Origin of the sequence: Leifsonia xyli subsp. cynodontis (genome assembly GCF_050632205.1) — a bacterium.
Classification (GTDB): Bacteria; Actinomycetota; Actinomycetes; order Actinomycetales; family Microbacteriaceae; genus Leifsonia; species Leifsonia xyli_D.
Genome location: NZ_CP192578.1, coordinates 1,425,899 through 1,451,852 on the forward strand (window position 1 = coordinate 1,425,899; position 25,954 = coordinate 1,451,852).

Annotated in this window: 19 protein-coding genes, 1 tRNA gene and 2 pseudogenes; 9 read left to right on the plus strand and 13 right to left on the minus strand. The window is 71.0% G+C overall.

Annotated features, from left to right (window positions below; translation table 11 throughout):
• Window positions 1-45: 45 nt before the first annotated feature.
• Together ACQ86M_RS07075 and polA are read right to left on the minus strand one after the other, a co-directional pair.
• Entirely contained in the window at window positions 46-315 is a 270-nt protein-coding gene (locus ACQ86M_RS07075; protein ID WP_431247556.1) for a hypothetical protein, read from the minus strand.
• 118 nt (window positions 316-433) lie between these two features.
• On the minus strand, window positions 434-3,106 hold the full coding sequence (gene polA / locus ACQ86M_RS07080; RefSeq protein WP_431247557.1) for a DNA polymerase I: 2,673 nt from the start codon (window positions 3,104-3,106) through the stop codon (window positions 434-436).
• A 57-nt stretch (window positions 3,107-3,163) separates the two neighbouring features.
• On the opposite strand from polA, the gene ACQ86M_RS07085 reads away from it, so the two are divergent.
• Window positions 3,164-3,580 carry a hotdog fold thioesterase gene (locus ACQ86M_RS07085; protein ID WP_431221357.1) on the plus strand — a complete coding sequence of 139 codons (417 nt, stop codon included), beginning with the start codon at window positions 3,164-3,166 and terminating at the stop codon, window positions 3,578-3,580.
• A 249-nt stretch (window positions 3,581-3,829) separates the two neighbouring features.
• Here ACQ86M_RS07085 and ACQ86M_RS07090 read toward each other — a convergent pair whose 3' ends face one another.
• Window positions 3,830-4,435 carry an ANTAR domain-containing response regulator gene (locus tag ACQ86M_RS07090; RefSeq protein WP_431221358.1) on the minus strand — a complete coding sequence of 202 codons (606 nt, stop codon included), beginning with the start codon at window positions 4,433-4,435 and terminating at the stop codon, window positions 3,830-3,832.
• A 38-nt stretch (window positions 4,436-4,473) separates the two neighbouring features.
• On the opposite strand from ACQ86M_RS07090, the gene ACQ86M_RS07095 reads away from it, so the two are divergent.
• Window positions 4,474-4,556, plus strand: a tRNA-Leu gene (locus ACQ86M_RS07095).
• Between the two features lie 8 nt (window positions 4,557-4,564).
• Here ACQ86M_RS07095 and ACQ86M_RS07100 read toward each other — a convergent pair.
• Window positions 4,565-5,065, minus strand: a complete 501-nt coding sequence (locus ACQ86M_RS07100) for an FBP domain-containing protein (protein ID WP_431221359.1) — start codon at window positions 5,063-5,065, stop codon at window positions 4,565-4,567.
• 84 nt (window positions 5,066-5,149) lie between these two features.
• Between ACQ86M_RS07100 and ACQ86M_RS07105 the strand changes: the two genes are divergently transcribed.
• Entirely contained in the window at window positions 5,150-5,473 is a 324-nt protein-coding gene (locus ACQ86M_RS07105; RefSeq protein WP_431221360.1) for a thioredoxin family protein, read from the plus strand.
• Between the two features lie 27 nt (window positions 5,474-5,500).
• On the opposite strand, the gene ACQ86M_RS07110 is transcribed toward ACQ86M_RS07105, so the two are convergent.
• Complete coding sequence (locus ACQ86M_RS07110) at window positions 5,501-6,277, minus strand: hydrolase (RefSeq protein WP_431247858.1); 777 nt, start codon at window positions 6,275-6,277, stop codon at window positions 5,501-5,503.
• 213 nt (window positions 6,278-6,490) lie between these two features.
• On the opposite strand from ACQ86M_RS07110, the pseudogene ACQ86M_RS07115 reads away from it, so the two are divergent.
• A pseudogene (locus ACQ86M_RS07115) lies at window positions 6,491-7,521 on the plus strand (LLM class flavin-dependent oxidoreductase).
• A gap of 210 nt (window positions 7,522-7,731) precedes the next feature.
• The gene (locus ACQ86M_RS07120; RefSeq protein ID WP_431247558.1) at window positions 7,732-8,673 is read left to right on the plus strand and encodes a hypothetical protein; all 942 of its coding nucleotides are present in this window, start codon (window positions 7,732-7,734) and stop codon (window positions 8,671-8,673) included.
• A gap of 29 nt (window positions 8,674-8,702) precedes the next feature.
• On the opposite strand, the gene ACQ86M_RS07125 is transcribed toward ACQ86M_RS07120, so the two are convergent.
• The gene (locus ACQ86M_RS07125; protein WP_431247559.1) at window positions 8,703-9,170 is read right to left on the minus strand and encodes a VOC family protein; all 468 of its coding nucleotides are present in this window, start codon (window positions 9,168-9,170) and stop codon (window positions 8,703-8,705) included.
• Between the two features lie 67 nt (window positions 9,171-9,237).
• Here ACQ86M_RS07125 and ACQ86M_RS07130 point away from each other — a divergent pair, with 67 nt between their 5' ends.
• Window positions 9,238-10,026, plus strand: a complete 789-nt coding sequence (locus ACQ86M_RS07130) for an SGNH/GDSL hydrolase family protein (protein WP_431247560.1) — start codon at window positions 9,238-9,240, stop codon at window positions 10,024-10,026.
• A gap of 18 nt (window positions 10,027-10,044) precedes the next feature.
• On the opposite strand, the gene ACQ86M_RS07135 is transcribed toward ACQ86M_RS07130, so the two are convergent.
• Complete coding sequence (locus ACQ86M_RS07135; protein ID WP_431247561.1) at window positions 10,045-12,489, minus strand: phosphoketolase family protein; 2,445 nt, start codon at window positions 12,487-12,489, stop codon at window positions 10,045-10,047.
• Window positions 12,490-12,585: 96 nt separating this feature from the next.
• Here ACQ86M_RS07135 and ACQ86M_RS07140 point away from each other — a divergent pair, with 96 nt between their 5' ends.
• The 3 genes from ACQ86M_RS07140 to ACQ86M_RS07150 are packed head-to-tail and all read left to right on the plus strand — an operon-like array spanning window position 12,586 to window position 15,038.
• On the plus strand, window positions 12,586-13,533 hold the full coding sequence (locus tag ACQ86M_RS07140; protein WP_431247562.1) for an alpha/beta fold hydrolase: 948 nt from the start codon (window positions 12,586-12,588) through the stop codon (window positions 13,531-13,533).
• The gene (locus ACQ86M_RS07145; protein WP_431247563.1) at window positions 13,530-14,114 is read left to right on the plus strand and encodes a GNAT family N-acetyltransferase; all 585 of its coding nucleotides are present in this window, start codon (window positions 13,530-13,532) and stop codon (window positions 14,112-14,114) included. Before ACQ86M_RS07140 ends, ACQ86M_RS07145 begins: the two co-directional genes overlap by 4 nt.
• Window positions 14,115-14,150: 36 nt before the next feature.
• Entirely contained in the window at window positions 14,151-15,038 is an 888-nt protein-coding gene (locus tag ACQ86M_RS07150) for an EamA family transporter (protein WP_431221367.1), read from the plus strand.
• A gap of 1 nt (window position 15,039) precedes the next feature.
• On the opposite strand, the gene ACQ86M_RS07155 is transcribed toward ACQ86M_RS07150, so the two are convergent.
• From ACQ86M_RS07155 to gltB, 6 genes and pseudogenes are all read right to left on the minus strand, one after another.
• The gene (locus tag ACQ86M_RS07155; RefSeq protein ID WP_431247564.1) at window positions 15,040-15,927 is read right to left on the minus strand and encodes an ABC transporter permease; all 888 of its coding nucleotides are present in this window, start codon (window positions 15,925-15,927) and stop codon (window positions 15,040-15,042) included.
• On the minus strand, window positions 15,914-16,861 hold the full coding sequence (locus tag ACQ86M_RS07160; protein WP_431247565.1) for an ATP-binding cassette domain-containing protein: 948 nt from the start codon (window positions 16,859-16,861) through the stop codon (window positions 15,914-15,916). Before ACQ86M_RS07160 ends, ACQ86M_RS07155 begins: the two co-directional genes overlap by 14 nt.
• Complete coding sequence (locus tag ACQ86M_RS07165) at window positions 16,858-17,919, minus strand: LolA family protein (protein ID WP_431247566.1); 1,062 nt, start codon at window positions 17,917-17,919, stop codon at window positions 16,858-16,860. The genes ACQ86M_RS07160 and ACQ86M_RS07165 overlap by 4 nt, the downstream gene beginning before the upstream one ends.
• 465 nt (window positions 17,920-18,384) lie before the next feature.
• On the minus strand, window positions 18,385-19,800 hold the full coding sequence (gene pyk / locus ACQ86M_RS07170) for a pyruvate kinase (protein WP_431221370.1): 1,416 nt from the start codon (window positions 19,798-19,800) through the stop codon (window positions 18,385-18,387).
• 83 nt (window positions 19,801-19,883) lie between these two features.
• Window positions 19,884-21,341 carry a glutamate synthase subunit beta gene (locus ACQ86M_RS07175; protein WP_431221371.1) on the minus strand — a complete coding sequence of 486 codons (1,458 nt, stop codon included), beginning with the start codon at window positions 21,339-21,341 and terminating at the stop codon, window positions 19,884-19,886.
• Window positions 21,334-25,910, minus strand: a pseudogene (gene gltB, locus ACQ86M_RS07180) (glutamate synthase large subunit). The gene ACQ86M_RS07175 and the pseudogene gltB overlap by 8 nt, the downstream one beginning before the upstream one ends.
• Window positions 25,911-25,954 lie beyond the last annotated feature (44 nt).

A 25,954-nucleotide genomic window follows, 5' to 3' on the forward strand; every position in this document is an offset into this window, starting at 1 on the left:
GTCGGTTTTGTGGACAAGTCGTCCGGATGCAACGCTGTGCACGATTCAGGCGAGGCCGCGCCGGTCCAACTCGTCCCGGAGTGCGACGAAGAAGCGGTCGATCTCGCCCAGCCGCCGCGTGTACAGCAGCGTCTCGGCACCTCCTACCCGGCCGACCGCGTCGAACTCGATTCGCGTATGCGTCTCGTCCACCCGGACGAACCGCAGCTGCGGCTGGAAGAACGCGTACCCGCCGAGAGCCTGCGCGAACGGGTCGCGCAGGCTCGTTCCCGTGATGGCATCGCGGACGAAGTCCTGCACCTCTTCGTACGGCACGGGCACGACCTCGCTCGGAATATGCCTCGGAACGACCGCCCGCTTACGGCGCCTCCCGAGGCTCCGGGGCCGGCGCGGCTCCAGCTCACTCACACCGGCAGCGTAGCCCGGCAGATCGTCAGTGGGCGGCGGCGTCCCAGTTCGCGCCGCGGCCGACCTGGACCTCGAGCGGGACCCGCAGGTCGGCGGCGCCGGCCATCCGGGCGCGCACGATCGCCTCGAGCGCATCCCACTCCCCCGCGGCCACCTCGAAGATGAGCTCGTCGTGCACCTGCAGCAGCATCCGGGAGTCGAGCCGCTGGTCGATGATGTCGCCGGCGATGCCGAGCATGGCGACCTTCATGATGTCGGCGGCGGAGCCCTGGATGGGCGCGTTGAGCGCCTGGCGCTCGGCGTTCTCGCGCAGGACGCGGTTGGTGGACGTCAGGTCGGCGAACGGCCGGCGGCGGCCGAAGATCGTCTCGGTGAAGCCGTCGACGCGCGCCTGCTCGACCACGTTGCGGAGGTAGTCGCGCACGGCTCCGAAGCGCTCGAAGTAGTCGGTCATCAGCTGCCGCGCCTCGGAGGTCTCGATGCGCAGCTGCTTGGAGAGGCCGAACGCCGACAGGCCGTAGGCGAGGCCGTAGGACATCGCCTTGACCTTGGTGCGCATCGCCGGGCTCACCTCGGCGGGTGTGACACCGAACACGCGAGAGCCGACGAAGCGGTGCAGGTCCTCCCCGCCGTTGAACGCCTCGATCAGCCCCGGGTCCTCCGACAGGTGGGCCATGATCCGCATCTCGATCTGCGAGTAGTCGGCGGTGAGCAGCGTCTCGAAGCCCTCGCCCTGCGTGAAGGCCGAGCGGATCTCGCGCCCCTCCTCCGTGCGGATCGGGATGTTCTGCAGGTTCGGGTCGTTCGACGAGATGCGGCCGGTGCTCGTGCCGGTCTGGTCGTAGGTGGTGTGGATGCGGCCATCCTTCTCGACGGAGCGCTCCAGCGTCTCGACGATCTGCTTGAGCTTGGTGGCGTCGCGGTGCTGCAGCAGCAGGCCGAGGAACGGATGCGGGTTCTTCTCCTGCAGGTCGGCGAGCGAGCCGGCGTCGGTCGAGTACCCCGTCTTCGTGGCGCGGGTCTTCGGCATCCCGAGCTCCTCGAACAGCACCTGCTGCAGCTGCTTCGGCGAGCCGAGGTTGATCTCGTGGCCGATCTGCGCGTACGCCTGCGCGGCGAAGTCGTTGGCCTTGTCGGTCAGTTGGCCGCGCAGACGGGCGAGCACCTCGGAGTCGATGGTGACGCCGTTGAGCTCCATCTCGGCCAGCACGGCGACCAGCGGAAGCTCGATGTCGTCGAGCACTCCCCGGGTGCCCTCGTCGAGGGCGATCATCTGGCCCTCGGCGACCCGGCGGATGTACCAGGCCTCGGTCGCCGGGCTGACGGCGTCGTTGATCGGCACGAGCTGGTTGGGGTCGGAGACCGGGAGCGTCTCGCCGAGCACCTCGTACACCTGCTCGGCCAGCGATTGCGCAGCGGCCCCGGGCTTCACGAGCCAGGAGGCGATGCGGGTGTCGAACGCCAGTCCGTCCACCACGAAGCCGGCACGGCTCAGCGCCTTGAACTGCGGCTTGGCGTGGAAGAAGTACTTCGGCGCGCTGGTCGCGAGCCACTCCTCGAGCGCCGCATAGTCCGGGCGCCCGGGCGCCCACGGCACGTAGACGGTGTCGTCGGCGGTGGCGAGCCCGAAGCCCGAGATGCCTGCGGGTCCCGTCTCGAGCTGGACCGCGACGGCAGCGCCGTCGGCCGACGCCTTCGACAGCCAGTTCGCCAGCTCCTCGTCGACCATCGTGCGCACGGCCGGCGCGCTCACCGCTCCCGCGTCGCCGACCTGGGCGAACGCGGATGCGCCGTCGAGCATCCCCTCTTCGGCCGCGGTCTTCATCAGGCGGTCGAGCAGCGTCTTGAACTGGAGGCGGGCGAAGATGTCGCGCACCGCATTCTCGTTGAGCGGCTTGCGCTCGAGGTCGGTCGGGCCGATGGGCAGCTCGACGTCGTCGAGCAGCTGGTTGAGGCGCCGGTTGCGGAGGGCGTTCTCCTTCTGATCGCGCAGGTTCTGCCCGACCACGCCCTTGATCTCGTCGGCGTGCGCGACGATGTTCTCGACCGTGCCGTACTGCTGCACCCATTTGACGGCCGTCTTCTCGCCGACCTTGTCGATGCCGATCAGGTTGTCGCTGGTCTCGCCGACGAGCGCGGCGATCTCGGGATACTGATGCGGCTCGATGCCGTACTTCTCGCGCACGGCCGCCGGGTCGTAGACCTTGAGCTCGGAGACCCCGCGGACGTTCGGGTACAGCAGCGTCACGTCGTCGTTGACGAGCTGGATGGTGTCGCGGTCGCCCGAGACGAGCAGCACCTTGAAGCCCTGCTCGACACCCTGGCGCGCGAGGGTGGCGAGGATGTCGTCGGCCTCGTAGTCCTCTTTCGCGATGGTGGTGACGTTCATCGCATGCAGGACTTCTTCGAGCAGCGGGACCTGGCCCGCGAACTCGGACGGGGTCTCGCCGCGCGTGCCCTTGTACTCCGGGTATTCGCGCGTGCGGAAGGAGTAGCGGGAGATGTCGAAGGCCACCGCGAGGTGCGTCGGCTTCTGCTGCTGGAGCAGGTTGATGAACATCGCGATGAAGCCGTGGATCGCGTTCGTGTGCTGACCTTCACGGTTCACGAAGCTGTCGACCGGAAGAGCGTAGAAAGCCCTGAATGCCAGCGAATGGCCGTCGACGATCAGGAGGGTAGGCTTTTCGGAGTCTGACACCAGGCCAGCCTACAAGGGGCCGGTGACAGTCCAGACGACCGTCAGGAGAGGCCGAGGATGACCGATGACGTGACCGAAGATGCGCTCGCGTACGTGCAGCAGAGAGGGCTCGGCGCGCTGGCCGAGAAGATGGGCATCGAGATGCTGGAGTTCAGCATCCAGCGCTCCGTGGCACGGATGCCGGTCGAGGGCAACACGCAGCCCGCCGACCTCCTGCACGGCGGCGCGTACGTCGTTCTCGGCGAGTCCCTCGGCTCGATGTCGGCCAACCTCTACGCCGGCGAAGGGCGCCTCGCGGTCGGGATCGAGATCAACGCGTCGCACACCCGTTCCGCGACGAGCGGCTTCGTGACCGGCGTCTGCACGCCCATCCATCTCGGCCGCACGCTGACCACGCACGAGATCGCGGTGTCGGACGACCGAGGCCGTCGCTGCTCGACCATCCGCATCACGAACCTCATCAAGGAGCTGTGAGGCGGAGGCGGCTGCCGCGGGCGGGCATGCCGGGAACGGAGGAGTTCCGGGTGCGCTGGGGCCATCGGCCCCTCCCATTCCGGTCATCGACCCGCGTGTCGGGGCTCGGTTCCTCCTTTCCAGACGCGACCGCGCGAACGCGACCGCCCGAAAGGGAGGAGCAGAGGACGCGGCACGCCGGCAAGAACGGCAAGGGGAGGAGCAGCCGACGAAACCCGCCGGATGCTCCCCCTCGGGCGCCGGGCGGTGCTACTTCTTCGGCGCGAGCTGCTCGATGATCGCCTGGGCGACGTCGTGCATGGTCAGGCGGCGGTCCATCGAGGCCTTCTGGATCCAGCGGAACGCCTCCGGCTCCGACAGGCCCATCTTCTCGTTGAGGAGGCCCTTCGCGCGGTCGACCAGCTTGCGGGTCTCGAACCGCTGCACCATGTCGGAGACCTCGGCCTCCAGGGCGATGATCTGCTGGTAGCGGGCCAGCGCGATCTCGATCGCGGGCAGCAGGTCGTTCGGCGTGAACGGCTTGACGACGTACGCCAGGGCGCCGGCCTCGGTCGCGCGCTCGACGAGCTCCTTCTGGCTGAACGCGGTCAGCAGGACGACCGGGGCGATGTGGTCCTTCGACAGGCGCTCCGCCGCCGAGATGCCGTCGAGCTGCGGCATCTTGACGTCCATGATGACCAGGTCGGGGCGCAGCTCGGTCGCGAGCGCGACCGCCGTCTCGCCGTCTCCGGCCTCACCGACGACCTCGAACCCGTTGTCGCGCAGGGTCTCGACGATGTCGAGGCGGATGAGGGACTCGTCCTCCGCCACGACGACGCGGCGGGGTGCGGTGGTGGTCGATTCCTGGTCAGTCACGCACAAAAGCCTACGGTATTGTTCAGGTGTTGTTGTGCGCCGCCGTGGCGGAATGGCAGACGCGGAGCACTCAAAATGCTTTGTCCGGAAGGGCGTGTGGGTTCGAGTCCCACCGGCGGCACGACGATCTCAGATGCGCGCGCCGACCACGGTCGCCGCGAACCGGCGGGCCCGCTCAGCGAGTCCCGCGATGCGCTCCTCGACCACCAGGTCGGCGTCGAAGCCCACGTACGACGGCGGCGGGGTGCGGCGCACGTTGGCGCTGCACTCGAACGCGCCGCAGACCAGCGTCCCCACCGTGTCGCCGTTCCGGCCAGCCTGCCCGGCGCGTCGCGCCGACCAGAACCAGACGTCGTTGGTGAGGTGCACATCCTGGCACCAGCCGCACATCGAGGGCACGTGTGACCGCATGGAGGCCTCAGAGGCGCGCAGAACGATCCCGACCGGGCCGTCGGCCGTCGGGATGACGACGTAGCCGCGCTGCGGCAGCCGCGGGTCCCGCCAGCCCAGGTACTCGCGGCGCGCCCAGTCGACCTCGTGCAGGCCCGGGGGCAGCGGAAGCTCCTCGGCTTCGCTGCGGGAGCAGTTGACGAACGACTCGCGGATCTGCTGCGGGGTCAGGATCTCCATGCGCACCTCCTCGTCCCATGCTCGCACAGGATTCGCGCCGCACCGCTTGACCCTGCCCCTCGGGTCAGGGCTTAGCGTGCTCGCATGACCACGATCGAGAGCGTCACCGACGCCAGCTTCCAGGAGGATGTGCTCGCCGCGCCGGGCACCACCGTCGTCGAGTTCTGGGCGGAATGGTGCGGTCCGTGCCGGGCGCTGTCGCCCATCCTGCAGCAGTTGCAGGAGGAGCACGCCGACCGCATCCGCATCGTCAAGATCAACGCCGACGAGAACATGGACACGACGGTCGCCTACAAGGCGCTCGCCCTGCCGGTGATGAAGGTGTTCCAGGACGGCCAGGTGGTGAAGACGATCATCGGCGCGAAGCCGAAGCCCGCGATGGAGCTGGAGCTCGCGCCGTTCCTGTGAGGCCCGGAGCACGGATCGCGCCGGACCTCAGGTGAGGTGGTCGAACGCGCCGCTGACCCAGCCGATGTAGCGGTCGGCGGAGCGGAGGACCGCGCCGCGCGCGTCCTGCAGCACGACGTTGCCGAGGTTGCCGTACATCCGCTCGAACGGGCGGTCGCACACGGTGTCCGCGATGCGCCGCACCACGGCGGCCGAGAGCGGGATGTCGTTCGGGTAGCTGCGCTGGAACGTAACCCACTGCTGCGACGGCCCCGGGAAGACGGTGTCGCCGCTGAGCACGACCCCGCGGTCCCAGTGCACGACGGAGCTGCCGGGGAAGTGCCCGCCGACGGTCCGCAGGGTGACGCCGGGCAGCACCTCCACCTCGCCGGTCCACGACTGGATGGCCGGATCCTCGCGCTGCACCCAGTGCCGGTCGGCCGCGTTCACGAGCACCGGAGGGTCGCCGAGCATCCGCGACCAGGTCACCTGCGCGCCGAACATGTGCGGGTGGCTGGTCGCGATGACGGCGACGCCACCGAGGTCCTGCACCGCCGCGGCGGCCGCCTCATCCACGTAGCCGGTCGGGTCCCAGAGGAGGTTGCCCTCCGGGGTGCGGAGCAGGAGGCTCTGCTGCCCGATCCCGACCTTCGGCTCGCTGCGCAGACCGTAGAGATCGGGCTCCAGCTCGGTGACGACGACCCGCTCCCCCTCGCGCTGGAGCCGCTGCAGCGTCGTCCACTCCTGGCCGGTCGGCGGCACGTACTGCCGCTCGTCCTCGCAGATCGGGCAGGATGCCGGGGCGTGCTCGCCGGCCGCATCCACGATCGGTACCGTCTCCACCGCGCAGGTCGCGCACAGCCATTCCGCCACATCCGGACTCTAGCGAGCTAGGGGCTCCGGCGCAGCCCCGTCGGCGTCGAGTGGTGAGTGGATGCGCGAATCGGCGCCGAGTGGCGGCATGATGTCACCACTCGGCGGAGGACGGAGGGCGCGGAACGGGCTCCGCGGAATAGGCTGGCGCGCGGACCGATTGGAGTGGATGTGAAACGCATCGGGTTCCTCAGCTTCGGGCACTACCAGCCCATCCCCGGCTCCGTGTCGCGCACCGCGGCGGACGCCCTCCTGCAGAGCATCGAGCTCGCCGTCGCGGCCGAGGAGCTGGGCGCGGACGGCGCGTTCGTCCGCGTCCACCACTTCGCGCCTCAGCTGGCGTCTCCGTTCCCGCTGCTCGCGGCGATGGGCGCGCGCACATCGCGCATCGAGATCGGCACCGCCGTCATCGACGCACGGTACGAGAACCCCTCTACATGGCCGAGGACGCGGCGGCGGCCGACCTGATCGGCGGCGGACGGTTGCAGCTCGGCGTGAGCCGCGGGTCACCCGAGACGGCGCTGCGCGGCTACGAGTCGTTCGGGTACGCGCCCGCCGATGGCGAGACGGACGCCGACATGGCCCGGCGCCACATCGAGCTGTTCCGCGCGGCCATCGCCGGGGCGGGCGTCGCCGAGGCGAACCCGGCGATGACGGGCGGGCAGCGCGGCGCCCTCGCGATCGAACCGCAGTCGCCCGGCCTCGCCGACCGGATCTGGTGGGGCGCGGGCACCCGCGCGACCGCCGTGTGGGCGGCCGAGCAGGGCATGAACCTGATGAGCTCGACTCTGCTGACCGAGGACACGGGCGTGCCGTTCTCCGACCTCCAGGCGGAGCAGTTGCAGCAGTACCGCGACGCGTGGAAGGCCGCCGGCTGGGAGCGCGAGCCGCGCGTGTCCGTCAGCCGCAGCATCCTGCCGATCACGACCGACCTTGACCGGCGCTACTTCGGCGCTTCCGCCCTCGCCGACCGGCACGACCAGGTCGGCCACCTCGACGGCGGCCTGGCGCGCTTCGGCAAGAGCTACGTCGGCGAGCCGGAGCGCATCGTCGAGGAGCTGCGGGAGGATGCGGCGGTCGCCGACGCGGACACGCTTCTCGTCACCGTTCCCAACCAGCTGGGCGTCGACTACAACGCGCACCTGCTCGAGACGATCGTGACGCAGATCGCGCCCGCCCTCGGCTGGCGCGACTGACCCCGCCTCTCACCCTCCACCCCGCAGCATTCGTCACGAATGGTCGCTCTTCGCCCCGAATAGCGACCATTCGTGACGAATGCCCACGCGAGGCGGCACGCGTTTGTACCCCGAACGCGGCGTAGACGTACGCCGCGGGACTGGGATGATGGACCTACTGCACACCCGAATCTGCAGTACCGCAAACGTTCCGCGTCTGAAGGGTGTGCCATGGAAGGCCCTCGTCTCCGCTCCATCGTCGTCGCCTCGGCGCTCGCGCTCGCGCTCGGCGGCTCCGCGCTGGCGGCATCCGCTCCGGCGGCGGCCGTGACCGTGCGCCCGGATATCACCACCGAGTCCTCCGCGATCACCGGGATGTGGGCCTGGGGAGACCCGATCGACCCCGCCCTGGACGCACGCGGGCACGGGATGCCGCAGTTCGCCCCGCAGGCTCTCGCCGACTTCGCCTCGGCCCACCACCTCCGCACCGTCTTCCTCTCCGTGCCGTGGGCGGCCGACGAGGGACCGTTCTCCGCCTGGCTGACGGACGCGGTGGATGCGCTGCACGCCGCCGGCGTGACGAAGGTCGCGGCTCTCGGCGGCGACGGTGGATGGGCGGACGACCCGTCGCTCGCGGCCACGTGGACCGCGGCGGCGCTCCGCGCGGCTCCGTTCGACGCCGTCCAGTTCGACGTCGAGCCGTGGGTGGTGTCCTCCGACGCCGAACTGCCGGCCGTGGTGACGAAGCTCCAGACGATGTACGACGCCGCGCGTGCCGCGGCCGGCTCTGTGCCGATCGGCGCCGACCTGCCCTGGTGGCTGCAGGCGAAGCCGCAGCCGGGCGGCGGAACCGCGCTCGACGCGCTGCTCCCCCACCTCGACTCCGTGGCGATCGTCGCCTTCGTCGACCACGCTGCGGGGACGGACGGCCTCGTCGCGCTCGCCCAGCCCGCGGCGACCGCGGCCGCCGCCCAGGGCGTCCCGTTCACGGTCGGCGTCGAGACGGATACACCCGAGGTGGCCGGCGGGCCGGCGGCGACCTTCGGCGACGACAGCGCTGCGCTGCTCGAGAGCGAGACGGCCGCGGTCCGCTCGGCACTGTCCGGAATCGGCGGCTACGGCGGCGTCACCGTCGAGCACCTGCTCAGCTGGCAGAACCTCATCGCTCGCTGAGTCCCGTCGCCGCCAGGACGCGCGCCCGCTCAGCGCCCGTCGGCGGCCGCCTCCAGTGCGGCGATGTCGAGCTTCCGCATCCCGAGCATCGCCTGATTCGCCCGCGCGGCCCGTGCCCGGTCGGGGTCGCCCTGCAGCTCGATCAGACGGCGCGGAACGATCTGCCAGCTGACGCCCCAACGGTCCTTCAGCCAGCCGCACATGCTCTCCTCGCCGCCGTCCGCGGTGAGCGCCTCCCACAGCCGGTCCACTTCGGCCTGGTCGTCGCACAGCACCGAGAGCGAGAAGGCCTCGGTGAAGCCGCCCGCCGGGCCGGTGTTCATCGCCTGGTACTCCACGCCGTCGAGCGTGAAGCGGAGCACGACCAGTCCGTCCGGCATCCCCTCGCCGAACCGCTGGACCTCCAGGATGCTCGAGTTCGGGATCAGCGACGTGTACAGCGCCGCCGCCTCCTCCACCCCGTTCTCGAACCACAGGAACGTGCTGACCTTCTGCATGGGATCCCCCTTCGCGGCCTCGTTGCCGATGCCGCCCATGCTAGCCGCGCGGAGTAGCGTTGCACCCGTGTCGAGCACTCCATTCACCAGCTACATCGCCATCGGGGACAGCTTCACGGAGGGTGTCGGCGACGATCTGCCCGACGGCCGCGTGCGCGGGTGGGCCGACTTCGTGGCGCTCGGGATGGCCGCCGCCGCAGACGGGCCGTTCCGGTACGCGAACCTCGCGGTGCGCGGGCGCAAGCTGGGGCCGATCGTGGCCGAGCAGCTGGACCCGGCGATCGCGCAGCGCCCCGACCTGATCAGCCTCAACGGCGGAGGCAACGACATCATGCGGCCGCGCGTGTCCATCGAGGGCGTCGCGAGTACCCTGATGGATGCGGCGGATCGCGTGGTCGCCTCCGGCAGCCACATGCTCCTCCTGAGCGGCGCAAACCCCAGCGCGCACCTCCCGCTCGGCGGCCTCATGCGGCGCCGCGGCGAGGAGCTGGCGGTCGCGGTGCGCGCGATGCTGCCGCGCGACGGCATCACGTTCGTCGACAACTGGGCCGATGAGGGGCTGGAGGACTTCCGCTACTGGTCGGAGGACCGCCTCCACCTCGGTCCGCTGGGCCACGCGCGCGTCGCGAGCAACGTGCTCACCGCCCTCGGCGTGCCCGTCCCCGCCGAGTGGGGCGTGGAGGAGGTCGCCTCAGCACCGCCCGGCGAGAAGACGCGGCGCACCGCGGAGTACTACCGGCGCTACGTGCTGCCGTGGGTCGGCCGACGCCTCACCGGCCGCTCCTCGGGCGACAACCGCACCGCGAAGATCGCCGAGCTGACGGTGGTCGACCCCGAGGCGGCGCACCCGCTGTAAGCGCGCACACAGCGGGCCTCAGTCGTTGTCGCCGCCCGTCGTGTCGATCCGCGTGGTGCGCTCGCCGCCGCCCCACTTCCACTCGGCGACCTCGGGAATGTCCTCCCCGTGCTCGCGGGTGTACTGGCGGGCGCGGAGCCGCGCATCCTGCATCTCCTGGCGCAGTCCCGCCTCGCGGGACGCGAGCCCGGGGACGCGGTCGAGCACGTCGATGACCAGGTGGTAGCGGTCGAGGTCGTTGAGCATGAACATGTCGAACGGCGTGGTCGTGGTGCCCTCCTCCTTGTAGCCGCGCACGTGCAGGTTGCTGTGGCCGGTGCGCCGGTAGGTGAGCCGGTGGATCAGCCACGGGTAGCCGTGATACGCGAAGATCACCGGCTTGTCGGTGGTGAACAGCGCGTCGTACTCGCGGTCGGTCAGGCCGTGCGGATGCTCGCGTGCATCCTGCAGTCGCATCAGGTCGACGACGTTGACCACGCGCACCTTCAGGTCGGGCAGCCGGCGGCGCAGGATGTCCGCGGCGGCGAGCGTCTCGAGCGTCGGGATGTCGCCCGCGCAGCCGAGCACCACATCCGGCTCCTCCCCCTCGCGCTCCGTTCCCGCCCACGGGAAGATGCCGATGCCGCGCGTGCAGTGGGCGACGGCGTCCGCCATGTTCAGCCACTGGGGCGACGGCTGCTTCCCGGCGACCACCACGTTGACGTAGTCGACCGATTTCAGGCAGTGGTCGTAGGTCGACAGCAGCGTGTTCGCGTCGAACGGCAGGTAGACGCGCACGACGTCGGCCTTCTTGTTGACCACGTGGTCGATGAAGCCCGGGTCCTGGTGGGAGGCGCCGTTGTGGTCCTGCCGCCAGACGTGCGAGCTGAGCAGATAGTTGAGGGACGCGACGGGACGGCGCCACGGCACCTCGCCCGCCGATTTCAGCCACTTGGCGTGCTGGTTGAACATCGAGTCGACGATGTGGATGAACGCCTCGTACGACGTGAAGACGCCGTGACGTCCGGTGAGCAGGTAGCCCTCCAGCCAGCCCTGGCACTGGTGCTCGCTCAGCACCTCCATCGCGCGTCCCGTCGGCGCCAGGTTGTTGTCGGAGTCGATCGGCAGGTATTCGGCGTTCCACTGCTTCCGGGTGCCGTCGTAGACGGCCTGCAGGCGATTGGATGCCAGCTCGTCGGGTGCGAACAGCCGGAAGTCGTGCGGGTTCGCGGCCATCACATCCCGGAACCACTCGCCGAGCACGTGCGTCGCCTCGGCAACCGTGTCGCCGGGCTCGTCCACCTCGACGGCGTAGTCGCGGAAGTCGGGCAGGAGCAGGTCGCGGCGCAGCAGTCCGCCGTTGGCGACCGGGTTCGCGCTCATCCGCCGTTCGCCCTCGGGCGCCAGGGACGTGACGAGCTCGACGGGGCGGCCCTGCTCGTCGAACAGCTCCTCGGGCCGGTACGACTTGAGCCAGCTCTCCAGCAGGCGCGTGTGCGCCTCGGTGTCGCGCGCGTTCGCCAGCGGCACCTGGTGGGAGCGCCAGTTGTTCTCGGTGGGGTGGCCGTCGATCTCGGCCGGGCACGTCCATCCCTTCGGGGTGCGCAGGATGAGCATCGGCCAGGCGGGGCGGCCGTCGAGCTCGCCCGCGGCGGCGGCCCGCTTGATCTCGGCGATGCGGTCGAGGATCTCGTCGAGCGTCGCGGCCATCCGCTTGTGCACCTCGCGCGGGTCCTCTCCGTCGAAGCCGCCGGAGACGACGAACGGGGTGTAGCCGTAGCCGCGCATGAGGTCGAGCAGCTCGGACTCGGGGATGCGGGCCAGCACCGTCGGGTTGGCGATCTTGTAGCCGTTGAGGTGCAGGATGGGCAGCACGACGCCGTCCTGCTCCGGGTTCAGGAACTTGTTGGAGTGCCAGGCGGTGGCGAGCGGACCCGTCTCGGCCTCGCCGTCGCCGACCACCGCGGCGACCAGCAGGTCGGGGTTGTCGAAGGCGGCGCCGAACGCGTGCGACAGGGCGTAGCCCAGCTCGCCGCCCTCGTGGATGGAGCCGGGCGTCTGCGGCGCCGCGTGGCTCGGGATGCCGCCCGGGAAGGAGAACTGGCGGAACAGCCGGCGCAGGCCCTCCTCGCTCTGCTCGATCGCACTGTACAGCTCGCTGTACGTGCCGTCGAGGTACGCGCTCGCGACCACGCCCGGGCCGCCGTGGCCGGGGCCGGCGACGAAGAGGGTGTCGAGGTCGCGTTCGCGGATGGCCCGGTTGAGGTGCGCGTAGATGAAGTTGAGACCCGGCGTCGTGCCCCAGTGGCCGAGCAGCCGCGGCTTGATGTCCTCGCGCGACAGCGGCCGGCGCAGCAGGGGGTTGTCGAGCAGGTAGATCTGGCCGACGGACAGGTAGTTCGCGGCGCGCCACCAGGCGTCCAGCCGGTCCAGCGTCTCGTCGCTCAGCTCGTGTCCGCGTTGCGCCGTGCTCGTGTCGGTCATCGTGCTCCCTCGGTCCCGGTCTCCCGCGCGCGGAGGCGTCCGGCTGCGGGTGGCTTGTCGCGCAAGCCTACGGCCCGTCCGCTCCGAAGAACAGGCGTGGAGAAGAGCATCGTCCAGACGGGTGCCGGGCCGGTGACCGTGCACCGAACGCCGGGTGACGGCGGAGCGCCGGGATCCCGTACGGCGACGCTGCTGCTCCACGGCGCGGCCGGCTCGTGGACCACGTGGGCGCCGATGATTGCGGCCACCGCAGCGGCCGAGGGCGGCGTTCCGCCGGACCTGCTGATCCCGGATCTGCCGGGGTGGGGCGACTCGCCCGCCGACCCCGGGTCGCTGGATGCAGGGGTGCTCGCCCGCGCGACGGCGGAGGTCGCGCGTGCCTTCGGGTACGAGCGGTGGCGCGTGGCCGGGCACTCCCTCGGCGGGTTCGTCGCGCTGGAACTCGCCGCGGCGGAACCGTCCGCGACGGAGGACGTCGTCCTCGTGTCGGCGACGACCTTCGGCGGGCGGGCGGACACGCTCGGGCTTGGCCGGCTGCTGGCGGCGTACTCGCCGCTCCTGCTTCTGAATGCGGGGATGCGGGCCCTCGCCGCCTGGGGATCGTTCGGGATGCGGCTGGTGCGCGTGCTCGACCGGACGGGGCTGCTCGGCCGGCTCACCGCTCCCCTGTTCGCCCGCGCGGTCCCCGGTGTCGTGCACGAGCTCGCGCGCGACCTGCGGCCGGCGGCGTTCGTGCGTGCGGTGGCGTGCGCCTCGGTGTACCCGGCCGTAGAGCGATGGTCGCGGATCCGGTGCGGAGTGGTGGCCGTCCGCGGGTCGCGGGATGTCTTCGTCCCGGCGTCCGACGACGGTCGGCTCGCCGCGATCATCCCCGGGCTGCGGACGATCGTCGTCCCGGGGACGGGGCATTTCGCGCACGTCGAGCATCCGTCGCTCCTCGCCCGGCTGTGCCTGCCGGACGGCGGCGGCGCCGGCGGCGGCGGCGCGGACGCCGGCGCCGGCTCTCGGCGAGCGTCGGAGGTGCCCGCTAGCGTCGGAGCATGAGCGACACAGTGGTCGGCCCGGCCGACGAAGCCGTCTGGAGAGACCTGCAGACGGTGTTCAGCACGCGCGGAGACCCGGCGGGATGCTGGTGCCAGTGGTTCAAACTGCCCGGCCCGCGCTTCAAGGAGCTCTCGGTCGAGCAGCGGCGGGAGCGGCTGCACGACCAGACACGCGCAGAGGCACCGGGCGCGGCCGCACCGGGGGTCATCGCCTGGGTGGACGACCAACCGGCGGGCTGGGCCGCGGTGGAACCGTACTCGGCGTATCCGAATCTCGCCCGCTCCCCGATCACCAAGCGCGTGGAGGGCGACCCGCCCGACCCGTGGGCGGTCACCTGCTTCGTGGTGCGGGTCGACTTCCGGCAGCGGGGGGTCGCCCGCTCTCTCCTGCACGGTGCAGTGGAGCACGCCCGAGCGCACGGCGCCGACGTGCTCGAAGGCTACCCGGTCGACCCGGAGGTGCGGCCGTCGCTGTCGAACGCGGAGCGGTACCACGGCACGGTGTCGCTGTTCCGCGACGGCGGCTTCGAGGTGGTGCGGCGGCCGAGCGCCACGCGGGCGATCATGCGCCGGACGCTGTGAGCCGCGGGCGACGGACCGCGCACTAAGCTCGATCGGGTGAGCTCCACCCGTCGCGACCGTCTCGTGGGCGCGGGCACCCAGGTGGCGACGGAGATCAGCATCAACTTCGGCTCGGCGGTGGCGGGGCTCCTCATCCCGGTCGTGGGTGCGATCGTCGTGGTGGCCGCCCGGCAGATCGTCACCGCGGCCGCGGTGCTGCCGTTCTACCGTCCGAAGCGCTCCGAGCTGACCTGGCGGCGGCTGTGGCCCGCGCTCGCCCTCGGGGTGGTGCTCGCCGCGATGAACCTCAGCTTCTACGAGGCCGTCGGCCGGCTCGGGCTCGGGATGGCCGCGACCATCGAGTTCCTCGGTCCGTTCGCCCTGGCGCTGGCCGGATCCCGGAGGCTGCTCGACGCCGGCTGCGCGGTGGCCGCAGCGGCCGGCGTGCTGCTGCTGACCGCGACGGAGGGCGCGGTGGATCCGCTCGGCGTCGCATTGGCGCTGACCGCCGCGGCCGCGTGGGCAGCGTACATCCTGCTCACCCGGCAGGTCGCGACGCGGCTGCCCGGGCTCGAGGGGCTGAGCGTCGCCAGCGTCGTCTCCACCGTCCTGACCGTCCCGCTCGCGCTGATCGTCGTCGACTACAGCAGGCTGGATGTGCGCATCCTGCTCATGCTGCTCGCCCTCGGCGTGCTCTCCTCGGCGGTCCCGTACAGCCTGGACACGTTCATCCTGCGCCGCCTGACCCCGCGGCTGTACGCCGTGATCACCAGCTTCGGCCCGGTCGTGGCGACGATCTTCGGGGTGATCGTGCTGGGCGAGCGCTTCACGCTCATCCAGCTGGCCGGCATCCTCATCGTGTGCGCCGCTGCGGGAATCACGATCGCCACACAGCGGGAGCAGCCGCGCTCCGACCTCGAGCAGACCGCCGAAGCCGTGCCCTGAGTCAGGACAGGATGTCCTTCGTCGTGAATCGGCCGATGGCCAGCGCGCCGAACACCGCGATGTAGCCGAGCTGCAGCAGGGCATTGTCGCCGAACGAGTTCCACGAGATGGGGTCGCGCAGGAAGTCGCCGAAGCCGAGCCAGTAGTGGCTGAACAGCCACGGATGCAGCCCCTCCAGCTGCGGCAGCTGGTCGAGCACCTGCGCGATGACCGCCAGGACGGCGGTGGCCGCCATGGCGCCGACGGGGACGTCGGTGAGCGTCGACAGGAACAGCCCGATGGCGCACAGCCCGAGCAGCGACACCACGATGTAGAGGGCGATCAGCAGCATCCGCAGGTACGCGTCGCCGAGGCTCACCTGCACGCCGGAGAGCAGCGTCACGGGCCCGATCGGGAACAGCAGCATGCCGATCAGCGCCCCGGCGAGGGCGACCACCAGCGCCGCGGCGACGCAGAACACCGCGCACCCGGCGTACTTCACCCCGAGCAGGCGGAGGCGCCCGGCCGGCGCGATGACGAGGTAGCGCAGGGTGCCGTGGCTGGCCTCCCCGGCGATCGTGTCGCCCGCGACGACGCCGATCGTCAGCGGCAGGAACAGTGGAATGCAGACGACGAGCGCGGTGAACGCGACGAACAGCCCGTTGCTGCTGATCTCGCTCAAGAAGGCCGGGCCGCGCGAGCTGCCGCCGGTGAGGCGCACGGCGACGGCGATGAGGATGGGCACGGCGGCCAGCGCCGCGAGCATCGCCCACGTGCGCCAGCGCCGGAACATGACCGAGATCTCGGAGCCGAGAAGCGCCCAGCCGCCGGAGGGGTGCTCGCGGCGGGCGCTGACAGCGCGGTGCACCGGCGGGGCCGCCGCCGGTGCGGTCAGTTCACTGCTCGACATCGAAGCCCTCCCCGGTCAGCTCGACGAAGCGCTCCTCGAGGCTGGACGCGCGCACGGCGAACCCGCGCAGGCGCACGCCGTCGCCGACGAGGGCGGCTGCGAGCTGCTCGGGTGCGGGCGTTTCACCGGACACGTGCAGCGGGAAGGGCGCCTCGACAGCGTCGTCGCGTGCCTCGGCAACGAGCCCGAAGCGCGCCAGCACGCCCGCGGCGAGCCGTGCATCCGGTGTCTCTACGACCACGCGCGGCCCGGATCCCCGCCGCAGCTCATCGAGGGAGCCCTGCGCCACCAGCCGGCCCGTCCGCATGATGGCCGCGTGCGTGCAGACCTGCTCGATCTCGGCCAGGAGGTGACTGGAGACGAACACGGTCGTGCCCTCGTCGGCCAGCGAGCGGACCAGGTTGCGCACCTCGCGCGTCCCCTGCGGGTCCAGACCGTTGGTGGGCTCGTCGAGCACGAGGAGGTCGCGGTCCGTCAGCAGCGCCCCGGCGATCCCGAGCCGCTGCTTCATGCCGAGCGAGTACGCCCGCAGGTGCTTGCCGGCGGCGTGCGACAGCCCGACGCGCTCGAGCGCCGCCTCGACGCGGGCCCGTCGGGTCGCCCCGGGCGCGTAGCGGTCGGCGGTGTCCCGACGCATCAGGTTCGCCGTCCCGGAGAGGTAGGGCGCGAAGGCCGGTCCCTCGACCAGTGCGCCCACCCGCGGCAGGACGCGCGCACCGCGGTCGGGCATCGCCTCGCCCAGCACCTCGATGGAGCCGGCGGAGGGCGACACGAGGCCCAGCAGCATCCGGATGGTCGTCGTCTTGCCGGAGCCGTTCGGGCCCAGGAAGCCGAACACCGAACCGCGCGGCACGTTCAGGTCGAGGCCGTCGACGACCGCTCGCGACCGGAAGCGCTTGGTGAGGCCGCTGGTCGCGATCGCCGCTTCGCTCACTTCGCCGTCGCTTGCGCCGCCGTCTGGAGTGCCGACACCGGCACCGAGCCGGCCAGGACCCGGCCGTCGGCGGTGACCAGCACCGACAGGACGGATGAGCTCAGCGCGCGGCCGCCGTCGACCGGCTGCGTCAGCTGGGCGAAGAGCGGGTCGTCGGCGACGGAGTTCGGCGCGGACCCGGCGGGGAGCGCGACCACGGTCGACCAGCCGGTGCCCGAGACGGACGGCTTCGGGTGCGTGCCGCCATCGTGACGGAGGGACTCGGCGGTCGGCAGCTTCTGCTCGGAGACCGTCGCGCCCTTCGGCGGGGTGAACGCGAAGCGGGAAGCGTCGGGCTTGTCGGTGCTGAACGACGTGAACCCGGCCTCGAACGCCGGCGAGCTGGCGCCCCGCGCGGTGACGGCGACCTTCAGCGGGATGCCGGTCTTGCCATCCACAGCGATGGAGACCGAGCCGATCAGGGTGGAGTCGGTCTTCGGAGTGAGCACGAGGTCGTACGCGTCACGGCCGGCGACCTTCTGCGGAGCGCCGAGGGAGACCGTCGTCGAGGGATCGACCGCGTCGAGGAAGCGCTGCGCCAGCTGGGTGGGAGTGAGCGAGGTGGCATCCGGAGTCGGCGACTCCTCCGCGTGTGCCGGGAGGGTCGCGTGCGCGACCTTCTCGCCGGTCGACTGGTAGAGCCACAGGTCGGAGCCGTTGCGGATGGCGTCGCGCTCGGCGAGGCGGTCCTGCACCTGGACGTGCACGCGGGTCGGACCGTCGACCCATACCGCGGCGGTGTGGTCGGCGAGGGCCAGCTCCAGCAGGTTCGCGGCGCTGTTGTCGTCCATGCCCTTCGACGTGGTCGCGGGGAGGCTCGGCAGGCCCAGGTCGGAGCTCTGCTCCACGGTGCCCGAGAACGAGCGGGTGTCGCTCGCGGCGACGAGCCGCAGCACGTCCGCCGGCGACTTCACGGGGAGGTCGCTCGCGCCGGCGGCCAGCGGCGCCACGATCACGGCCGCGGCGATCGCGGCCGGTACGACGACGGCCGGCGCCCAGCGCATCCAACGGTGTTCCATAGTCCGAGGGTACGCGCGCAGCACCACATCCGACCCTCCGGATTCCATGGGAGAACGGGAGTTCATCCTCAGGTCTGACGCCGCGTCATACCGCGGGCGGACGGCCGCCCGGCTGTCGTCGGAAGCGGAGGAGAACGTGGGCTTCGCCCGCCTGTGCGCCTCCGTTTCCCGACGACCTGCGGCGTGTCGCGCCCCGACCTCCTCCCTTGGCGACGGGACGGGTCTGCAAGCCCCCGGAGTCGGCGGCCGGCGACCCGCCACGAAAAGGAGGAGATCACCCCGCGACACACCGGCGAAGGCGGGTGCGGGAGGAGTGGCGAGCCATGCCGGCCGGGATGTCCTCCCCAACCGACAGGCTACGACGCCGACGCGCCGGCGGCAGACGGGGGCGGAGGCGACCGCCGCGACGGCACCGCCCGCACACGCAGAAGGGCCCCGCCGGAGCGGGGCCCTTCCGAACCGGTGCTACAGGACGTCGCCGACCCGGTGCACGCGGATGTCGTTGGTGGTTCCGGGGATCCCGGGAGGGGAACCGGAGATGATGATCACCTTGTCGCCGTCGACCGCGCGGCCGGTCGACTTGAGGGCCTCATCCACCTGGGCGACCATCTGGTCGGTGTGCGTGACACGGCCGACGACGAAGGACTCGACGCCCCAGAACAGCGACATGCGGCGGCGCACCGACTCCTCCGGCGTGAACGCCAGGATGGGGATCTGGTTGCGCAGGCGCGCCATGCGGCGGGCGGACTCGCCCGACTCGGTGAAGACGCAGAGGAACTTGGCCTCGACGAAGTCGGCGACCTCGACGGCGGCGAGCGTGATCGCGCCCGACTGCGTGCGCGGGCGGGTGCCCAGCGGCTGGATGCGCTCCAGGCCGTGCTCCTCGGTGGAGGTCACGATCCGGGACATCGTCTGCACGGTGATCGCCGGGTACTCGCCGACGCTGGTCTCGCCCGAGAGCATGACCGCGTCCGCACCGTCGAGCACCGCGTTCGCGACGTCGGAGGTCTCGGCGCGGGTCGGGACGGGGCTGGAGATCATCGATTCGAGCATCTGCGTCGCGACGATGACCGGCTTGGCGGCGCGGCGGGCCAGCTCGACCGCGCGCTTCTGCACGATCGGGACGGCCTCGAGGGGCAGCTCCACGCCGAGGTCGCCGCGGGCGACCATGATCGCGTCGAAGGCCTCGATGATCTCCTCGAGCGCCTCCACCGCCTGCGGCTTCTCGATCTTGGCGACGACGGGGACCTTGCGGCCCTCCTCCGCCATGATCTCGTGGACGCGGCGGATGTCGATGGCGTTGCGCACGAACGACAGGGCGATCAGGTCGGCGCCGAGCCTGAGGCCCCAGCGGAGGTCCGCCTCGTCCTTCTCGGAGAGCGCGGGCACGTTGACCGCGACGCCAGGGAGGTTGATGCCCTTGTTGTTGGAGACCGGACCGGCGACGACGACCTCGGTCGTGACGACCTGGCCCTCGACCTCGACCACCCGGACGCGCACCTTGCCGTCGTCGATCAGCAGGTAGTCGCCCGGCTTGACGTCGTGCGGGAGGCCCTTGAACGTCGTCGAGGAGATCTCCTTCGTGCCGATGATGTCCTCGGTCGTGATCTTGAAGATGTCGCCCTCGGCGAGCTCGTAGGGGCCGGCCTCGAACTTGCCGAGACGGATCTTCGGACCCTGCAGGTCGACGAGCACGGCAACCGGCTTGCCGGCGTCGTCGGCGGCCTTGCGCACGTTGGCGTAGACCCCCTCGTGCACCTCGTAGCTGCCGTGGCTGAGGTTCATGCGCGCCACGTCCACACCCGCGTCGATGATCGCGCGGATGTTGTCATAGCTGGAGGTCGCCGGACCGAGGGTCGCGACGATTTTCGCCCTTCTCATGCTTTGTCTGTAGCTCCGTTGTTCTGCGCCGGGGGCGCGTGGGTCGATGGGGGTGGCGCCCGGTCGTGCGGGCATCGCGTCGGTCAGACGAGGATGCCGCGGTCGGTGGGACGGATCGGAGACGGCAACTGCGTCTCCCCTTCAAGATACCGGTCCACGGCGGCCGCCGCTGCCCGGCCCTCTGCGATGGCCCACACGATGAGCGACTGGCCGCGGCCGGCGTCGCCGGCGACGAAGACGCCCTCCTGCGAGGTCTGGTATTCGCCGTCGCGCGCGACGTTGCCGCGCTCGTCGAACGGCAGGCCCAGCTGCGAGCCGAGGTCCTCCTGCTCCGGGCCGGTGAATCCGAGCGCCAGCAGCACCAGGTCGGCCGGGATCTCGCGCTCGGTTCCCGCCTTCGGCACGCGGCGTCCGTCGAGGAACTCGGTCTCGGCCACGCGAAGCGCACGGACCTCGCCGAACTCGTTCGCCAGGAACTCGACGGTCGAGGCGAGGAACTCGCGCTTGCCGCCCTCCTCGTGCGCCGACGAGACCTCGAACAGGGTCGGGGTCATCGGCCACGGCTGGTGGCCGGGGCGCTCGGCCGGCGGCTGCTTGCCGATGGCGAGGTTGGTGACGCTGGCGGCGCCCTGACGGTGCGCGGTGCCGATGCAGTCGGCGCCGGTGTCGCCGCCGCCGAGGACCACGACATGCTTGCCGTCCGCGGTGATCTGGCCCGAGACGTCGTCGCCGGCGCCCGCCTTGTTCTGCTGCACGAGGTACTCCATGGCGAAGTGCACGCCTGAGAGCTCACGGCCCGGGATGGGCAGGTCGCGCGGCACCATGGCGCCGGTCGCGACCACGACCGCGTCGTAACGCGCCCGCAGGTCGTCCCAGGTGATGTCGACCCCGATGTTGACTCCGGCGCGGAAGCGGGTGCCCTCGGCCATCATCTGGTTGAGACGCGCCTCGAGGTGCTTCTTCTCCATCTTGAAGTCCGGGATGCCGTAGCGCAGCAGTCCGCCGATGCGGTCATCGCGCTCGTACACCGCGACGGTGTGGCCGGCGCGGGTGAGCTGCTGGGCGGCGGCGAGGCCCGCGGGACCGGATCCGACCACCGCGACCGTCTTGCCGGTGAGCCGCTCCGGCGGGTGCGGCTGCACCCATCCGTTCTGCCACGCCTGGTCGATGATCGAGACCTCGACCTGCTTGATCGTCACGGCCGGCTGGTTGATGCCGAGCACGCACGACGACTCGCACGGCGCCGGGCACAGGCGGCCGGTGAACTCCGGGAAGTTGTTGGTCGCGTGCAGGCGGTCGATCGCCTGGCGGCCCTCCCCGCGCCACATCAGGTCGTTCCACTCCGGGATGAGGTTGCCCAGCGGGCAGCCGGAGTGGCAGAACGGGATGCCGCAGTCCATGCAGCGGCCCGCCTGCCGGCGCAGCTGCGCCGGGTCCTGCGCCTCGTAGACCTCTTTCCAGTCCATGAGTCGCACGGAGACGGGGCGGCGCTTCGGCAGCTCCCGCTCGGTCGTCTTCAGGAAACCCTTCGGGTCAGCCACCGGTCACCTCCAAGATTCGGTTCCAAACGATGTCGCCGTCGGGGTCGAGACCCTCGTCGACGGCCTCCTGGCGCATCTGCAGCACCGCGGCGTAGTCCCGCGGCAGCACCTTGACGAACTTCGCGACGGTCTCGTCGAAGTCCTCCAGCATCCGGGTCGCGAGCGTCGAGCCGGTCTCGGCCGCGTGCCGCTCGAGCAGGTCGCGCACGATCTCGATGTCGGCGCTGCCGAGGGGCAGGAGCTCCAGCTCGCCGCTCGCCAGCGACTCGCGGTTGACGCGCTCGCGCTTCAGGTCGTAGACGTACGCCGTGCCGCCCGACATGCCCGCGCCGAGGTTGCGCCCCGTCCCGCCGAGGATCACGGCCAGCCCGCCGGTCATGTACTCGAGCGCGTGGTCGCCCACGCCCTCCACGACCGCGGTGGCGCCGGAGTTGCGGACCAGGAAGCGCTCGCCCACGATGCCGCGGATGAACATGCTGCCCTGCGTCGCGCCGTAGCCGATGACGTTGCCGGCGATCACGTTGCGCTCCGCCGGGAACACGGTGCCCTGCGGCGGACGGACGACGATCTGGCCGCCCGAGAGCCCCTTGCCGACGTAGTCGTTGGAGTCGCCCTCGAGCCGCAGCGTGATGCCGGACGGGAGGAACGCGCCGAACGACTGCCCGGCGGACCCGGTCAGCGTGATGTCGATCGAGCCGGCCGGCAGCCCGTTCTCGCCGTGGCGGACGGTCACCTCGTGCCCGAGCATGGTGCCCACGGCGCGCTCGGTGTTGCGGATCGGGAGGGACAGCTTCAGCTCTCCGCCGTTCGCCAGCACGCCCTGCGCCGCCTCGATCAGCTGCACGTCGAAATGCTGTTCCAGCTCGTGGTCCTGCACGCGGCCGTTCTTGCGCGGCGCCTCCGGCCCGAACGCCGGGCCGTGCAGGATGGGCGCCAGGTCGAGACCGGACGCCTTCCAGTGCTCGATCGCACCGTCGACATCCAGCACCTCGGCGTGGCCGATCGCCTCGTCGAGCGTGCGGAAGCCGAGGGCCGCGAGGTACTCGCGCACCTCCTCCGCGATGAACTCGAAGAAGTTCACGACGAATTCGGGCTTGCCGGCGAAGCGCGCCCGGAGCTCCGGGTTCTGCGTGGCGACGCCGACCGGGCAGGTGTCGAGGTGGCAGACGCGCATCATGACGCAGCCGGAGACCACCAGCGGGGCCGTCGCGAAGCCGAACTCCTCGGCTCCGAGAAGGGCGCCGACGATGACGTCGCGGCCGGTCTTCAGCTGGCCGTCGACCTGCACGACGACGCGCTCGCGCATCCCGTTGAGCATCAGCGTCTGCTGCGTCTCGGCGAGACCGAGCTCCCACGGCGTGCCCGCGTGCTTCAGCGAGTTGACCGGCGAGGCTCCCGTGCCGCCGTCGTGGCCGGAGACCAGGATGACGTCCGCCAGCGCCTTCGCCGTGCCGGCCGCGACCGCGCCGATGCCCGACTCGGAGACGAGCTTGACGTGGATGCGGGCGCCCGGGTTGGCGCGCTTCAGGTCGAAGATCAGCTGCTTCAGGTCTTCGATCGAGTAGATGTCGTGGTGCGGCGGCGGCGAGATCAGGCCGACGCCCGCGGTCGCGTGCCGCGTGCGGGCGACCCACGGGTACACCTTGGTCGGGGGCAGCTGCCCGCCCTCGCCCGGCTTCGCGCCCTGCGCGAGCTTGATCTGGATGTCGTCGGCGTGCGTCAGGTACATCGACGTGACGCCGAAACGGCCGGACGCGACCTGCTTGATGGCGGAGCGGCGCTCCGGGTCGAGCAGGCGGTCGAGGTCCTCGCCGCCCTCACCGGTGTTGGACTTCGCGCCCAGCCGGTTCATCGCGATCGCCAGGGTTTCGTGCGCCTCCTTCGAGATGGAGCCGTAGCTCATCGCACCGGTCGAGAACCGCTTGACGATGGACGAGACGGGCTCGACCTCCTCCAGCGGAACCGGCGGGCGCTCGCCCTCCTTGAAGCGGAACATGCCGCGCAGGGTCATCAGCGACTCGGACTGGTCGTCGACGAGCTTGGTGTACTCGCGGAACACGTCGTACCGGCGCGTGCGCGTCGAGTGCTGCAGCCGGAACACCGTCTCGGGGTTGAACAGGTGCGGCGAGCCGTCGCGGCGCCACTGGTACTCGCCGCCGGTCGCCAGCCGCTCGTGCGCGAGCGCCGCTCCCTCGGACGGGTACGCGCTCTCGTGTCGCGCGAGGTTCTCGGCGGCGATGACGTCGATCCCGACGCCGCCCAGCTTGCTCGTGGTGCCGGTGAAGTACTGGTCCACGAACGCCTGGCTGAGCCCGACCGCCTCGAACGCCTGGGCTCCGGCGTACGACGACACGGTGGAGATGCCCATCTTCGACATGATCTTCAGCACGCCCTTGCCGAGCGCCTTGATGACGTTCTTGACCGCCTTCTCAGGGCTGACGCCGGTGATCATCCCGCTGCGGACGAGCTCCTCGCAGGTCTCCATCGCCAGATACGGGTTGATCGCGGACGCGCCGTAGCCGATCAGCAGCGCGACGTGGTGCACCTCGCGGACATCGCCCGCCTCGACGATCAGGCCCGCCTTCATGCGGGTCTCCGAGCGGATGAGGTGGTGGTGCACGGCCGCGAGCATGAGCAGCGACGGGATGGGCGCGAGGTCCTTCGTGGAGTCGCGGTCGCTGAGCACGATGAACTGCGCGCCGTTCGCGATCGCCTCGTCGACCTCGTCGCACATCTCCGCGAGCCGGCGCTCGAGTGCGTCCGGTCCGGCGTCGGAGCGGTACAGGCCGCGCACGGTCGTGGTGAGCGTGCTGTTCGGGCGCGGGTCGATGTGCTGGATCTTCGCGAGCTCGTCGTTGTCGATCACCGGGAAGTCGAGCACGACCTGCTTCGCGTGCTCCGGGCCGGCAGTCAGAAGGTTGCGCTCCGGGCCGAGACCCAGCTTCAGCGAGGTGACGACCTCCTCGCGGATGGAGTCGAGCGGCGGGTTCGTGACCTGCGCGAACTGCTGGGTGAAGTAGTCGAAGAGCAGGCGCGGGCGCTCCGAGAGCACCGCGACCGGCGTGTCCGACCCCATCGCACCGAGCGGCTCTGCCCCGGTGGTCGCCATCGGCTTCAGGAGGACGCGGACCTCCTCCTCGGTGTAGCCGAACGTCCGCTGCCGGCGCACGATCGACGCCGGGGTGTGGACGATGTGCTCGCGCTCGGGCAGGTCTTTCAGGTTGATGCGGCCCTCGTCCAGCCACTCCCCGTAGGGGCGCCCGCGGCCAGCTCCGATTTGATCTCCTCGTCCTCGATGAGGCGGCCGGCGACCGTGTCCACCAGGAACATGCGGCCCGGGCGGAGGCGGCCCTTGCGGACGATGCGGCTCGGCTCGATGTCGAGCACGCCGATCTCGGAGGCAAGCACCACGAGGCCGTCGTTCGTGACGACGTAGCGCCCGGGGCGGAGGCCGTTGCGGTCGAGCGTCGCGCCGACGAGGGAGCCGTCGGTGAAGACGATCGCGGCCGGGCCGTCCCACGGCTCCATGAGCATCGAGTGGTACTCGTAGAACGCCCGGCGCACCGGGTCGATCTCGGTCTGGTTCTCCCAGGCCTCCGGCACCATCATCATCACCGCGTGCGGCAGCGGACGCCCGCTCAGCGAGATGAGCTCCACGACCTCGTCGAACGAGGCGGAGTCGGAGGCGCCCGGGGTGACGACCGGGAAGATCGGGCGGAGGTCGCCGAGCAGCTCGCTCTCGAGCTGCGACTGGCGGGCGCGCATCCAGTTGCGGTTGCCCTGCACCGTGTTGATCTCGCCGTTGTGCGCGATCATCCGGAACGGCTGCGCGAGCGGCCACGACGGGAAGGTGTTCGTGGAGTAGCGCGAGTGCACCAGGGCGAGCTTGGACGCGAAGCGCTCGTCGGAGAGGTCCGGGTAGAACGGCTCCAGCTGGAGCGTCGTGACCATGCCCTTGTAGACGAGGGTACGGCTCGAGAGCGAGGAGAAGTAGAGGTCGAGCTCGCGCTCGGCGCGCTTCCGCAGGAAGAACGTCTGGCGGTCGAGCGCGATGCCGGCGGGCTGCTCGCCGTTCTCATCGCGCCGGGTGGACGCGACGAAGAGCTGCTCGATGACGGGCATGGCCTGGCGCGCGAGGGTGCCGAGCTCGTCCGGGCGCACCGGGACCTCGCGCCAGCCGAGGATCGTGAGCTCGTGCTCGGCGGCGATCGACTCGAGCGCCGCCTTGATGTCGGCGCGCTCCTGCTCGCCGCTCGGCAGGAAGGCGTTGCCGACCGCGTACCGGCCGGCCGCGGGAAGCGCGAAGCCGGCGACCGCGCGCAGGAACGCATCCGGGACCTGGGTGATGATGCCCGCACCGTCGCCCGTGCCGGCGTCGGAGCCGACCGCGCCGCGGTGCTCCAGGTGACGCAGCGCTTCGAGCGCGGCGTCGATGATGTCGTGCCCGGCCGTGCCGCGGAGCGTCGCGACCATGGCGAGGCCACAGGCGTCCTTCTCGTGGGCAGGGTCGTACAGGCCCTGCGGGCCTGGCACGGTCCCGAAGCGGGAATGGGGAGGCGTGAGCGCCATCTGTCGACCGTCCTCACAGTGTCGTGGATGTGGGGATGTTGGGA